Origin of the sequence: Enterococcus sp. FSL R5-0957, assembly GCF_038008005.1 — a bacterium.
In the GTDB taxonomy this organism is placed as follows: domain Bacteria; phylum Bacillota; class Bacilli; order Lactobacillales; family Enterococcaceae; genus Enterococcus_B; species Enterococcus_B faecium.
Map to the genome: position 1 here is coordinate 130,065 of NZ_JBBOYG010000002.1, position 14,496 is coordinate 144,560.

Annotated in this window: 11 protein-coding genes and 2 pseudogenes; 4 read left to right on the forward strand and 9 right to left on the reverse strand. The window is 32.2% G+C overall.

Annotation, left to right across the window (positions count from 1 at the left end; all coding sequences use genetic code 11):
* Positions 1 to 73: 73 nt before the first annotated feature.
* From MKX69_RS13175 to MKX69_RS13205, 7 genes and pseudogenes are all read right to left on the reverse strand, one after another.
* Positions 74 to 2,818, reverse strand: coding sequence for an SIR2 family protein (locus tag MKX69_RS13175; RefSeq protein ID WP_341010567.1), 2,745 nt, complete (start codon positions 2,816 to 2,818; stop codon positions 74 to 76).
* Between the two features lie 85 nt (positions 2,819 to 2,903).
* Positions 2,904 to 3,458, reverse strand: a complete 555-nt coding sequence (locus tag MKX69_RS13180) for a tyrosine-type recombinase/integrase (RefSeq protein ID WP_061343393.1) — start codon at positions 3,456 to 3,458, stop codon at positions 2,904 to 2,906.
* 470 nt (positions 3,459 to 3,928) lie between these two features.
* The gene (locus MKX69_RS13185) at positions 3,929 to 5,119 is read right to left on the reverse strand and encodes an IS256-like element ISLgar5 family transposase (RefSeq protein WP_341010568.1); all 1,191 of its coding nucleotides are present in this window, start codon (positions 5,117 to 5,119) and stop codon (positions 3,929 to 3,931) included.
* A gap of 714 nt (positions 5,120 to 5,833) precedes the next feature.
* A pseudogene (locus tag MKX69_RS13190) lies at positions 5,834 to 6,031 on the reverse strand (IS3 family transposase); the annotation flags it as partial.
* 112 nt (positions 6,032 to 6,143) lie between these two features.
* Positions 6,144 to 7,306, reverse strand: a protein-coding gene (locus MKX69_RS13195) for an IS3 family transposase (RefSeq protein WP_086956687.1) whose coding sequence is annotated in 2 segments (ribosomal slippage) — positions 6,144 to 7,030 and positions 7,030 to 7,306 — 1,164 coding nt in all. Because the reading frame shifts where the segments join, the coding sequence is not laid out codon by codon here.
* Between the two features lie 40 nt (positions 7,307 to 7,346).
* Positions 7,347 to 8,093, reverse strand: coding sequence for an IS3 family transposase (locus tag MKX69_RS13200; protein ID WP_341010582.1), 747 nt, complete (start codon positions 8,091 to 8,093; stop codon positions 7,347 to 7,349).
* Positions 8,075 to 8,329: a transposase gene (locus MKX69_RS13205; protein ID WP_341010569.1), complete on the reverse strand. Its 255-nt coding sequence runs from the start codon at positions 8,327 to 8,329 to the stop codon at positions 8,075 to 8,077. The genes MKX69_RS13200 and MKX69_RS13205 overlap by 19 nt, the downstream gene beginning before the upstream one ends.
* 81 nt (positions 8,330 to 8,410) lie before the next feature.
* Between MKX69_RS13205 and MKX69_RS13210 the strand changes: the two are divergent.
* The 3 genes and pseudogenes from MKX69_RS13210 to MKX69_RS13220 form a co-directional block, all read left to right on the forward strand.
* A pseudogene (locus MKX69_RS13210) lies at positions 8,411 to 9,034 on the forward strand (IS30-like element IS6770 family transposase); the annotation flags it as partial.
* A gap of 436 nt (positions 9,035 to 9,470) precedes the next feature.
* Positions 9,471 to 10,649 carry an IS256-like element ISEfm2 family transposase gene (locus MKX69_RS13215; RefSeq protein ID WP_341008454.1) on the forward strand — a complete coding sequence of 393 codons (1,179 nt, stop codon included), beginning with the start codon at positions 9,471 to 9,473 and terminating at the stop codon, positions 10,647 to 10,649.
* A gap of 161 nt (positions 10,650 to 10,810) precedes the next feature.
* A complete protein-coding gene (locus MKX69_RS13220; protein WP_002334568.1) occupies positions 10,811 to 12,241 on the forward strand; it encodes a hypothetical protein in 1,431 nt (476 codons plus the stop codon).
* Here MKX69_RS13220 and MKX69_RS13225 read toward each other — a convergent pair.
* A complete protein-coding gene (locus tag MKX69_RS13225) occupies positions 12,238 to 12,798 on the reverse strand; it encodes a recombinase family protein (protein ID WP_002362392.1) in 561 nt (186 codons plus the stop codon). The two genes, MKX69_RS13220 and MKX69_RS13225, sit on opposite strands and share 4 nt — an antisense overlap.
* A 52-nt stretch (positions 12,799 to 12,850) precedes the next feature.
* Positions 12,851 to 13,977 (reverse strand): IS3 family transposase gene (locus MKX69_RS13230; protein WP_094850654.1). Its coding sequence is split into 2 segments (ribosomal slippage): positions 12,851 to 13,749 and positions 13,749 to 13,977, totalling 1,128 coding nucleotides; the frame shifts between segments, so codons are not numbered across the junction.
* A gap of 124 nt (positions 13,978 to 14,101) precedes the next feature.
* On the opposite strand from MKX69_RS13230, the gene MKX69_RS13235 reads away from it, so the two are divergent.
* Positions 14,102 to 14,293 carry a hypothetical protein gene (locus MKX69_RS13235; RefSeq protein ID WP_002293199.1) on the forward strand — a complete coding sequence of 64 codons (192 nt, stop codon included), beginning with the start codon at positions 14,102 to 14,104 and terminating at the stop codon, positions 14,291 to 14,293.
* Positions 14,294 to 14,496 lie beyond the last annotated feature (203 nt).

The window sequence follows — 14,496 nt, forward strand, 5'->3', positions numbered from 1 at the left end:
ATTAGTTATCCCCTTAATGTAACTGCTATAAAATTTCTTGTCAACATCTGTAAAAAACAAGAAGAAAATTATGTTATACCTTACCTAACTCAAATTGTTTAATAGCCCAAGTATCTATGATTTTTTTATCACTTATCGTAGTACATAGTACTTCTTTTAAGGTAGAGAAGCTCATAGTTTTAAGTAACTTCTCAATTATTTCGTCAGTTCTTGCATCGAACAGCATCCAATCAATTAAGGGAGATCTGCCTTTCATTTTGCCTTCTACTTCTTTACTAATTATTTGGTATTTATCAAAGTAATTTTGTTGGATAAGATTAAACAAATCAGATGTTGCTACTTCTATTGTATCTGGATATGATTTTATTCCTTTAACTTGTTCGATATTAGTTCGTTGGATGATATTTGTTAAGACTTCGTTTCTTATGTTATCAAATTTATCTGAACCAGAAATAATCAATTCTATAATAAAATTGAATGTTTTTTCTTCATAGGGCAACCTGGAATATCTTGTTAGTATTTTGTCTACTAGCTTGGTTTCTGGTATTCCTATATACTCATAAAAGTTAGCTAAATAGTCTTTGTAGTTTATTATTGTTTGCAGTTTACCAGGTACATTTTCGATAATTAGAAATTCTTCGAATACCTTATCTATACTTAAGATTAAATCTTTATTCCACTTTTTTAAGCTTTTTAGGATTTTACTATAAATATAAAAGTTGCTAAAATGAAATTCATAGTTTTTATTTATTATATACTTTATATGATTACTAACGCAATCATATATATCTGTGACATCACTTTCTACATAATTTTCGTTTTTACTTAGCAACATATGCAATAATTTTCTAACTTCATTATCATTATTGTGGAAAATTGGGTATATAGAAAGTAAGTTGACTAGTTTTCTGTAATCAAATTTATAGATGTCAACATAGGATAAAAATTTAATATATTGTTTCAATAATGAAAAATTATTATCTATATGGCTTGTAATTTTTCCACAAATTTCTACACTAGTATCTATAATATATTCGAAGGCCTCTTCGGTTATTTTGATTTTACTAATAGAATATTTGTCCAGATAGATGGGGAGCAATTTCAAATCAAGATATGGAATTATTTCTTTTATATCGCTCAGTTCAATTTCATCTATAACAGAGGATGCACGACTATGTTTATCTTTATTGTCATACAAAATGTTTGAATTATTGGATGCTATTATTAAACTCTCAAAATATCTATTTACTATCATTTGAAATTCTTTGTAATGGCCAATACATATACAGTTTGCGTTCACAAATTGTATGAAAGATTGAAATTCATATTGTAGTATACTAAAATTACTGTTATATGAAAAACCGCCATTTTTTACAGTATTGTTCTCTACTTTTAGTTTATCCAACAAATCATTAATTTTAAATAATTTTTTATAAATAAAATTAAAATTTAGAATAGTATCTCTAAAATAAGTAGCATATTTTTTAGTATCGTTGTTTGAGTTATTAATTATTTTATCTATTACTTCACGTAGTTCTGTGTTGACAATACTTTGTGGAATTTCTGGTTCCTCTTTAAAGATATCAAATTTAATATTAGTTACATTAAATTCTGAAATCATATAATTTAGATAATCTTGTTTTTTATATGCTTCATTTGATATTTCTCTAAATTTTATTTTGGCTTCATTATTTTGATTTAATTTATATAATTCAAATGCGGGCTGTAAAATATTATTCTGTTTCACATCATCAGGGTGAGTAATTTCATTTCCTAAAAAAGAATTTAACCAAGTTTTTTTCTCTAAAAATTTTCTTGTATTACTTTTGTCAGGTAGAGCAAATACTTTTTTTTCTTTAGTATTTATATTGTAGCTATACTGATCTGGATAATAAAGATATGCATCTTCTTCTAAATTCAAGTGACTAACAACATCTCGTGATTCTACAAAGCTAAATTTATCTAAAAATTTGATACTATTCCACACATCTTGAATGTCCCTGCTTTTTTTATTTTTGTTATTGCTAGATATATTTGATAAAAAGTTGACAGTTTCTATTCCTAAATCTTCCCTAGGAATATCATTTTTACCACTTGATAAAACATGGATACCTTTTTTCTTGTAATATTCTATAACTGCTTCTTTGGGTTGGTTTGGAGTATAAAAATAAGATTTCTTTGTGTGATCATCCAGACTGTTATGAATTAATCTAAAGATGGAGTTGAATGTAGTATCTCCTAATGAATATCCAATAAATAAGATGGTATTATTCATTATCAGGGATTTTATTAGTGTTGAGATCATTGGGAAATTATTTTCATAATCCAAGTAATCATTTTCTTTTAAGATAATATTTTTACTATTTAAATCACCATGCATCTTTACTAAATACCTATTACCTTGGGTATAAGGAATATCATAATCACTTTTTATGATACTATATTTTGTAACACCTTTATTTAATTCTTCTTCTAGTAATGTATCATAATTCGTCGTTATAACATGTCGTGGCTGAATTTTTAAGATATGTTCATGTATTTCATTGGGCACTGCATTAGTGTGTTCTTTAAATACATCGGTAATTTTTTGAAAATATTTTTGCTTCCCCCACGTGTCATAATAAAATTGAGCAACTTTTAAGTTATCTTCTTCATTTTCATTCAGTGAAAGTTCCCTTCTAAACTCACTTATAAGTTGATTCCAAGTAGGCAAACCTGAATTAGCTGATACTCCAGCACCTACAAAAATAATTAAAGAATCATTAATCATGGCTTCAATAATATGGTTCATTGTTTGTTGATCCATTGCTGATTCCATACTCAGTTCTCACTCCTTCATCAAATTTATACTTATGAGCACATCTTTTTTATAATTATAGTTCAACATTAATTCATTTTAACAGTTAGCTTCCCAATTTAAATCCACGAAGTGATGCCCCTATTTCATCTTCAGTTATACCAATGTACCTTTTTGTAATTGCTTGTGAGCTATGATTAAAAATAAACATTAATGTAGCAATGTCTCTAGTTTTTTTGTAGTAGTGATACCCAAAAGTTTTTCTTAATGTATGTGTCCCTATATCATCTCTTCCTAATTTTTCTGCTATATCTGCATATATCTGATAGACACGATCCCTTGTTATATGTCGACCTTGTTGCCGACTTGGAAATAACCAATCATTTTCTTCTTTACCTTCAGTATATAATAAAATCTCTTCTCTCAAATTATCTATAAAAATCGGTTTTCGCTTACCTGTTTTATGTTCAACAATAATAGGCTTACTTTTACCTCGTATATCTCCAACTTTTAATCCTATAATATCTGACATACGTAACCCATTATTGATTCCAAACAAAAATAAAAAACTATCTCTTTCCGGATTACTTGTTCTTCTTAGCCAAAACTGAAAATCTTGTATCTCTTCATTTGTCCTTAATGGTTGTACATTATAGCTCACTATTGTTTCCCTTCTTAAAAATATTCTGAGTTTATGATTATGTATATATTTTACCATAATCATGAACTTATATATATACTCTGTTAAAAGTCAAGAAAAACAAGGGGTTTAGTTTATGATTTTATATCATTTCAGTAACTCAGAATATTCCGACTTTTTTGTACAAAAAAATTAACCTTACTTATATGAAGATTCTAAGCTCTTATTTAAATTTTAGACGGGCAGTTATCCGTAGAAGTTCTTAGAATAGCTAATTTACATAATTAAATTATATGAAATTTAAGTTTGAACAATATACTAAGAACTCCCCTTACTATAAAGTGAAATAAATTAGCATATGAATAACCGTGTTACCAAGCTTTTCATTAATAAAATATTTTTATTAATATTTTATAACTTTACGCAAGATCATAATTTTGGGGAGCGTCAATAATTTTGTGTAAATGATTCTTCCCTACTGCAGATTGTTTCTAATTCTCAATCAGTTGGCTTAGCATTTGTTCAAGTTCGCCTTCGGCCTGTTGAAAGCCTTTATGACTGCGACCTAGGAATTTTTGGTTGTAAGTATCAAAAGACGAGACTAAGAAACGTTCCATCGACTCTTCGTTTTGGAACTGTTCCTTGCGGTGGCTGTATTTCTTGATTTGCTTATTAAAGGATTCAATCAAGTTCGTAGAATAAATACTCTTGCGTATGGCCAAGGGGAAATCATAGAAAGTGAGCAAGTGATCGTTCGAAAGAATCGATTCAACCACTTTTGGATAGCTGGTTTTCCATTTTTTCGCAAAAGCACCACGTGCTTCCAACGCCACCTCTTTAGATGAGGCTTGATACACCATTTTAAAATCATCACAGACTTCCTTACGATTATTGACACGCACTTTGTGACTGATATTACGGAAAACGTGTACACAACAATGTTGAAAACGAGCTTTGGGATAGAACCGACTAATCGCTCCTACCATCCCCTTTAAGCCATCCGTGATGAACAGGAGGACATTTTTCAAACCGCGCTCTTGAAGGTCTAATAAAATTTCCTCCCAAATCGTGATGGATTCAGTCGGTGCAATCGCATAGCCCAATACTTCCTTTGATCCGTCCGGGCGAATGCCAACTGCGATATGAATAGCTTCCTTGGCGACGGTTTTCCGCTTTAACGGAATATACGTTGCGTCCATATAAATAGCAGCATAACGGTCATGAAGCTCTCGCCCTTTAAACGCCGTTACCTCTTCTGTAAATGATTTTGTTATATTGGACATGGTTTGGGGCGTGTAGTGATGCCCATACATTTTCTCAATCAAGTCTGCGATTTCCGACATGGTAATACCTTTTCGGAAGAGGTGAATGACGGTCTCCTCTAACGTGTCATTCGTCCGTCTATAAGCAGGAACAGTCTGTTGCTTGAACTCGCCATTGCGGTCGCGCGGAATCTGGAGATGAAGTTCCCCATACTCGGTCTTGACCGTACGGTCATAGGAGCCGTTACGAGAATTACCCGTGTTAAAACCAATGCGATCATACTTTTCGTAATCTAGGAAAGCCGTTAACTCCGTTTTGAGAAGCGTATTGACTGCTTTTTCCAAATGGACACGGAATAATTCATTCAAATCGCCTTTGTTCGCTAGAGTCTTTAGAATTTCTGTAGTAAAATCGTTCATAGGGAAGTCCTCTCTTCTGTGAATGTTTTGTGGTAACTCTATTCTACAGAAGGGATTTCCTTTTTTCTATTTACACAAAATATTTTACACTCTCTAATTTTGTCTGTGTAGATATTTCGTTATATTACTAAAGATAATAAGATTTAATGACCTCATTAATATTGTTTGCTAGGTCCAAACTCTTATTAAACTTTCTTTGCTATAAAACCCAAACATAGTAATAAAAGAATAACTTATTACCTTTAAATTATACTACCAACAAATGGTAGTATATTATTAATTTATATAATATGAAACCTAAAATATAGTAGTATGTTAATTTATACTAAATTAAATAAAGTACTACCTTTAATAGGTAGTACTTTATTATCAAGCCATTATTCCTTCTTCTACTAGTTCTTTTTGTCACATAATTTTGCAATCAATAAATGTTGCGCAATAAGTATAAGAATTCCATTTTCTAAATTTGAAAGGTGATCCATAATTTCATGTTCAAGTAGTTTATTAATTGTCCACTTGTCGCTTCATCTAAAAATTTTATAGGTTTTAGGAATGCTATTCGCTTATTTTAGGAAGATTTTAACTGTTTGCTATAGATATATATCATACTAGTATCGTAATAAAAGTACTCTAAAAGAAGAATTTTCAAATACGCAAAATTAAGTACGAAAGTGGATTTGAGTCAATATCTTGGACACATTTTAGTAGAGACGGTTAAGCCATTTTTTCTTTTGCTAATTCTTCAAATTCCTGTGGGGTTAGATAGTGAATCGAGCTATGGATTCGATTTCGGTTATAAAATCCTTCAATGTAGCTAAATAGCGCTCGATTTGCTTCTTCAAAATCTGAGTAGCTAGTCGTGTAGACTTCTTCTTTTTTCAATGAGGCATGGAAAGTGGAATGGCAACAGTTTTTTTGACAAATTTTATAAGGTGTAGAACTTCTTTCCGTATGCTATTCCGATTGTCCTTGACAATGAGCCTCCTCGGATGTGACGATCTTCGGCAGGAGCTAACAGTTAAAGTTAGACTGCCTCGCTAGCGTTAGCACATCCGAGCTCATTATCAAGGATTCGCTGCGCCAATCTCTGGTTACGGTAACCAACCGGTGTCTCGTAGCCAAGTGTACCGTGCAACCGAAGGTGGTTCCACCAATTGACATAGTCAAATAACTCCAAATCCAATTGTTGTAAGGTTTCAAATGTGTATTGATAGACAAATTCTACTTTCAACGACTTATAAGTTGATTCAGCTACGGCATTATCAAAAGGACAGCCTTTATGACTCAATGATCGATTGATGTCAAAAGTTGTTAATAATTCATCAATAGCTTGGTTATCAAACTCTTTTCCACGATCAGTATGAAAAATCTCAACCTCTGTCAGAGGTTGTTTGATACGGCTAAATGCTTTTTTTACTAGAACGGCATCTTTATGTTCTCCACAAGAATAGCCGAGAATTTCTCGATTGAACAGATCCAAAATGAAACAGACATAATTCCATTTTTTCCCGACTCGTACATAAGTCAAGTCTGTTACGATCGCTTCTAATGGGTTGTCTCTTAAGAATTTACGATTCAATACGTTTGTCGTTTTGGCTTCATTGCAAGTAGAATGATGTACTTTAAAATAAGCAACAGTATAGCTCGATTTTAATCCTCTATTTTTCATGATTCTACTAATTTTTCGTCGGCTGATCTGAATGCCTCGTTTTGATAAGGCTTTTTTTATTTTTCTTGAGCCGTAGGCCTTTCGGCTGCGGATAAATTCTTCAGCGACTACTTCTTCAAGTTCTGATTCGTCTTTCTTTGGTTTTGATTGATAATAATAGGACTGACGTGATAGACCTAATATTCTGCACATCGCTGATATAGGGTAAAGATGCTTATTCGCATCGATTACTTGTCTCTTCGTCCGAATATCAGCGCTGCTTGCTTTAAAATATCATTTTCCATTTCTAATTGCTGGTTTCTTTTACGTAGTTCTAACAATTCTTTTTGTTCAGGCGTAAGATTATCTTTTTCTTTGAATGAACCACTCGTTTTAGATTGCTTTACCCATTTGTCAAATGCTGAAGCCGTTAGTTCATATTCTCGAATGATTTCTACACGTGGCTTTCCAGCTAAGTAAAGATTGACGATTTGTTGCTTGAATTCTTGTGAAAAAGTTCTTCGTGTTCTCTTAGACATAAAAATTCCTCCTGGTATGTTTTCTTCTAGTCTACACACCTTAATTTTTCTGTCTAGTTAATTGTAGCCTATCCAAAGATTCGATTCCAGCATTATCATAAGGTGTTCCTTTTCTACTATAAGAATGCCTTATTTTGTTGGTTTTAAGCCATTGTTCCACTTCTCTTGCTGTGTATTGGCTGCCCAAGTCAGTGTGTAGAATCATTCCTTCTGGAATGTGATAATGTATTTTTGCTTTATTCAATGTTTGAATGACACAATCCACAGTCATTCGTTTTGAAAATGTATAACTAATAATTTTTTTCGTGTGTAAATCCATGATTGAAGATAAGTAACACCAACCATTTTTCTTAGTAGGAATGTACGTAATGTCAGCTGCCCATTTCTCACAGATCGTTTCAGTAGAAAAGTCCTGATTTAAGAGATTCTCTTTTGAAATGATCGGTTTATTAGACCTTTGAGGTCTATATTTTTTAACTACAATCGACCTTAAATTTAATTGTTTCATTAGCTTTTGGACATGTTTAAGAGATACTGAAATCCCTTCTTTTAATAAAACTTGATGGATCTTTGTGGCACCATAGCGTTGTTTATTCGTAAAAAAAATTGTTGAAATCTTCTTTTTCAACTTATTATTTCTGATTTCTGTAGCTGTCAACGGTTTATTCTTATAAAAATAATAGACACTTCTAGGGATTTCTAATAACCGACACAACAAAGAAACAGTGTAATCCTTACACCATTTTTCAATAAATTGAACAAGCGAATTTAGGTTTTCCGAGAGAATATGGCTGCGGCTTTTTTTAAGATTTCAAGTTCCTCATTTAAACGAGCATTTTCTTTTCTCAGTTCAGCTACTTCTTTTCCAGTCAGTCCTGTGGACTGATCAGGTAAATATAAATTCTTCCATTTGTAAATCGTTGCTTCAGATAAGCCATATTCTTTCGCTAACTCTTGAACAGAACGTCCAGTTTGATTCAGTTCAACAATCATTTGTTTAAAATTTTCTTCATATCGGGTCATAAAAATTCATCCTCTCGTAGATAAGTTTAATTTATTCTTGTCTCTACGAAAAGCTGTCTAAGATTTGATACTAACACCATTTCTAAAGGAATATTTGATATTGACATACTACCGATGAAAGGTAAAAGAAAACCCAATGGCCATCAGGAAAAACGGGGAAAACAACAGTATCAGCGCTCAATCCATGATCGACCTGATAATTATCCTGATTTCAATTCTGAGTTTGGTCACCTTGAAGGTGATACGATCGTTGGCATTCATCATAAAAGTGCCGTCATTACTTTAGTTGAAAGATTATCTAAAGTCATTATCACGATTAAACCCAACGGCCGTAAGGCATTAGATATTGAAACTGCCCTTAATCAATGGTTTTCTCGCTTCCCTAAAAACTTCTTTAAATCTATTACGTTTGACTGTGGAAAAGAATTTTCTAACTGGAAAGCCATTAGTAACCAACATGATATTGATATATATTTTGCGGACCCTGGAACACCTTCTCAACGCCCATTAAACGAGAATTCTAACGGGATTCTGCGTCGTAATGGACTGCCGAAATCAATGGATTTTAGAGAAGTGAATCAGACATTTATTTCCAGTGTCAGCAATCAACGTAATCATATTCCAAGAAAATCATTGAATTACAGAACACCAATCGAAATATTTTTGAGCTATGTACAAGAAGCATTTTATTCTAGCTTAATTTGACAAATCATATGATATAATTACGTATTACAAGAATGAACAGAAAAAATTATTTAAGTATAAAGGAACAAAAAGATGGGACAATAGGCATTGGTACGATTTAGACCAAGAAAAGAAAACAAGCATACTGAAGTTGATGAAAAGACTTAATATCGACAAATCTCTATATTTTTCTATATATGGAATTGGATCAATGGATGTTCATGGAACTGGCACTATTAATCATATTGCATCAAATATTGGAATAGAATCAGCGTTACAAATACATGTATTGGAAAAACTATCATTTGTGATAACTTTAGATACTTTGAAAGTAATAAAAGAATTCTATAGATGTAACATCGAGAGAGTGTAAAATATTTTGTGTAAATAGAAAAAAGGAAGTCCCTTCTGTAGAATAGAGTTACCACAACACATTCACAGAAAAGAGGACTTCCATATGAACGATTTTACTACAGAAATTCTAAAGACTCTAGCGAACAAAGGCGATTTGAATGAATTATTCCGTGTCCATTTGGAAAAAGCTGTCAATACGCTTCTCAAAACGGAGTTAACGGCTTTCCTCGATTACGAAAAGTACGATCGTATTGGTTTTAACACGGGTAATTCTCGTAACGGCTCCTATGACCGTACGGTCAAGACCGAGTACGGGGAACTTCATCTCCAGATTCCGCGCGACCGCAACGGCGAGTTCAAGCAACAGACTGTTCCTGCTTATAGACGGACGAATGATACCTTAGAGGAGACCGTCATTCACCTCTTCCGAAAAGGTATTACCATGTCGGAAATCGCAGACTTGATTGAGAAAATGTATGGGCATCACTACACGCTCCAAACCATGTCCAATATAACTAAAGTGCTGACTGAAGAAGTAAATGCATTTAAAGTTAGAACTCTAAATGATAAGTATGTCGCTATTTTCATGGATGCTACTTATATTCCTTTAAAACGGCAAACCGTCTCCAAAGAAGCAATCTATATTGCCATTGGTATACGAGAAGACGGCACTAAAGAAGTACTAAGTTATGCGATTGCTCCGACTGAATCGACCTACGTTTGGAATGAGTTGTTACAGGACATTTACTCCAGAGGGGTTCATGATGTCTTACTGTTTATTACCGATGGCTTAAAAGGCATGAAAGATACGATTCACCAGATTTATCCTAAAGCTAAATACCAACATTGCTGTGTTCACGTTTCCCGTAATATTGCTCATAAAGTACGTGTCAAAGACCGAAAAGAAATCTGTGATGATTTTAAGGCTGTTTATCAAGCTAGCTCAAAGGAAGAGGCAAATACCTTTTTAGGGAGTATGATTGAGAAGTGGCAGAAAACTTATCCTAAAGTGACGCAGTCACTGATAAAAAATCAAGATTTATTGACTTTTTATGAGTTTCCGCCTGGTATCCGCCGAAGCATTTACTCAACTAATTTAATCGAATCTTTCAATAAACAAATCAAGAAATACAGCCGCAGAAAAGATCAGTTTCAAAATGAAGAATCACTAGAGCGTTTCCTAGTATCCATCTTTGATACATACAATCAAAAATTCTTAAATAGAAGCCATAAAGGCTTCCAACAAGTGACGGATACATTAGCTTCAATGTTTACTGAGTAACCCATTATTTTGCAGAAGGACGAGTTATTTACACAAAATTATTGACGCTCCCAACATCGACGATTTGGATGATAATATTATATTAATGGAGGAAGCTTTTAAAAAGATAATTGAGTAATTATATTTACATTTTACAAATTTTATATAGGAGGAAAATAATTATGGATTCGGGATTTTTATGGAATATAACAAGTACAGTGTTGGCATTATTTATACCAATTGCTACATTTTTATTTGAAAATGAGAATGCTGTTGATTGGGATAAAATGGTAGTATTTGATCAAGTTATAAAAATAAAAAAACTGTCTTTTGGACTAATATTGTTAACATTGCCTTTACTTTTCTATCAAACAAATTCAGCAAGTAATGAGTTTTATAGAAAACTTAACTGTATAGTACTTCTTTTATATGTAATCGGCATAAGCTTATCTATTCTATCGTTAGTTAGGTGCTATTTTTGGATTATTAACAAGCGTACTTATTCAAAAAACAATTCTAGTGAAACCGTTAAATATAGAACAGAATGTAGGAAAAGATATATTAGTAACTTATCCAAGAATGAAGCTGTTCAGAAAGAAATATGGTCTCTCATATGGAATTCAGTGGATCAACATGGAGAGATAGAAGAAATCGATCTGATGGATATGTATATAGATCAATGTGAAGAAAATAAAGACTATGAAAAAAAATTAGAATTTATGTCTATCTTTTTCACTAGTATAGACATGAATAAATTTGATGAAATAAATACGTACAATACTATCGATTATGATGTTTATGAGCGTTTATCCAAATTTATTTATTCCGAAATAAAATGTGTGTATCTTGAAGGAAAGAATATAGATATAAAAAAAGTAAATGATTTTTTCGATATCTATACAAAAAACTCTATTTTTAATTGGAATTCTAGTAACAGATATAATCAATTCCTATCACAATTTTTAGAAGAATTATCTGGAGAAGAATATAGATTATTCCTAAATAATAATATTTTAAAATTAATATCTTATGCCAAGAAAGCTAATAGCCTATCTTTAGTAGATAACTTAGATAATCTTTTACCCGATAAACTTATTTATGATGAGAATGAAGATAATTCACAAAAACAAATAATTATATTTGAATTGTATTTAAAGTGGCTTAGCAGCCTGTCAGTGTCACCAGAAAGCAATGATGATGATAAATATTTTGCGAACAAACTGTTTCAATTTATATTTCCAGACTATTCTTCAATGCCATTTTTTACATTAATAAATTTTATGCTGTATGTTAAAAAACACTTAGGATATGATGATTTAGTAGAAATGATAAAGGCATATGATAAAGAACCTTATCCATTCAAAGGAATCAATACTGGTTCAGATATGGCTATGATTTCAGGCGAAACTGTAGAAGAAATTCTAGCTAATTACAAAGAACAAAATATAAAAACTCTGGAATTAATTAAAAAGAATATAAAATACTATGATCCTTTACTAGCGAATAAAGAAAATATTGATGAGTTATTAAATGCAATTGCTGATTCTGATGTTAGATCTCCTAGAATTGATGAGTTAAAAGAAGAAATTTTAATGTATAAAGAACTTTTTTAATTCATTTGATTACTGTTATACTCAATATCATTCTTAATTCTGTAAATAGTTTGTCTAGTAATATTGTAGTTTTTAGCAATTTTTGAAATAGCTATGCCCTCATTTAAATCCTTAACGATGTTTTCATAAACTAAACGTCGTTGAGGATTTTTTGTATCTGCACTATAGAGTTTTGGACGACCTTTATAGACGCCATTTGCTTTTGCAATTTTAATGCCTTGCGCCTGGCGTCGTTTAGATTCGGTACGCTCTTGCTCTGCAATCATGGCCAAAATTTGGATGATTAAATCTTTAATGAATTTATCCAAAAGAGGATTGCCAATTGCTTCAGCCATGATCGGTAGACTGGTGATGATCAGCTGCACGTTTTTCTTCTTTAGGTAATTGACTGAAGCAATGATTTCGTCGTAATTTCTTCCAAGTCGGTCGATTGCTTCGACAATAAAAATATCTTGGTCTCGGACAAACTCTAAAGCTTCCTGGAAAATCGGTCGATGAGTAATCGTTGCTCCAGATTGTTTCTCGATGAAAATTTTTTCTGCGCCGAACTTTTTCATTTCTTCAATTTGGATTTGAGTCAATATCTTGGACACATTTTAGTAGAGACGGTTAAGCCATTTTTTCTTTTGCTAATTCTTCAAATTCCTGTGGGGTTAGATAGTGAATCGAGCTATGGATTCGATTTCGGTTATAAAATCCTTCAATGTAGCTAAATAGCGCTCGATTTGCTTCTTCAAAATCTGAGTAGCTAGTCGTGTAGACTTCTTCTTTTTTCAATGAGGCATGGAAAGATTCGATTCCAGCATTATCATAAGGTGTTCCTTTTCTACTATAAGAATGCCTTATTTTGTTGGTTTTAAGCCATTGTTCCACTTCTCTTGCTGTGTATTGGCTGCCCAAGTCAGTGTGTAGAATCATTCCTTCTGGAATGTGATAATGTATTTTTGCTTTATTCAATGTTTGAATGACACAATCCACAGTCATTCGTTTTGAAAATGTATAACTAATAATTTTTTTCGTGTGTAAATCCATGATTGAAGATAAGTAACACCAACCATTTTTCTTAGTAGGAATGTACGTAATGTCAGCTGCCCATTTCTCACAGATCGTTTCAGTAGAAAAGTCCTGATTTAAGAGATTCTCTTTTGAAATGATCGGTTTATTAGACCTTTGAGGTCTATATTTTTTAACTACAATCGACCTTAAATTTAATTGTTTCATTAGCTTTTGGACATGTTTAAGAGATACTGAAATCCCTTCTTTTAATAAAACTTGATGGATCTTTGTGGCACCATAGCGTTGTTTATTCGTAAAAAAAATTGTTGAAATCTTCTTTTTCAACTTATTATTTCTGATTTCTGTAGCTGTCAACGGTTTATTCTTATAAAAATAATAGACACTTCTAGGGATTTCTAATAACCGACACAACAAAGAAACAGTGTAATCCTTACACCATTTTTCAATAAATTGAACAAGCGAATTTAGGTTTTCCGAGAGAATATGGCTGCGGCTTTTTTTAAGATTTCAAGTTCCTCATTTAAACGAGCATTTTCTTTTCTCAGTTCAGCTACTTCTTTTCCAGTCAGTCCTGTGGACTGATCAGGTAAATATAAATTCTTCCATTTGTAAATCGTTGCTTCAGATAAGCCATATTCTTTCGCTAACCCTCGAACAGAACGTCCAGTTTGATTCAGTTCAACAATCATTTGTTTAAAATTTTCTTCATATCGGGTCATAAAAATTCATCCTCTCGTAGATAAGTTTAATTTATTCTTGTCTCTACGAAAAGCTGTCTAAGATTTGATACTAACACCATTAAAAATGTGGGCACAATACCTAACAAACGTACTAAATATTTACATGGATGATCAACTTAATGAAAAACAGAATCGATTAAATAAATTAAATCAAATCGTAACAAATTGGCACAATTTATTGCCATCCAGTCATTTGGTAGAAGGTCTACACGGCGCTTTCCAACGTTTATCTGACAGAAACGGTGATCGTCCAAACAACATTCATATTCCACCTGTATACATTTTAAAGCCATAGGAAAAAGCCTAGTATCTATTGCTAGACTCTTTTGTATACCTTTACACATTCATTTCCTTCTTCCAGCATTCATAAGACTCAACAGTTGCACTTTTTTTCATTCTCCTACAAATTCCACTAAACAACGACCACTTATAGTCATCCAAAATAGCAGTACCTACTCCCCCTAATCCTAAGAAAAACAGTAAAAGTAAATACAAAAA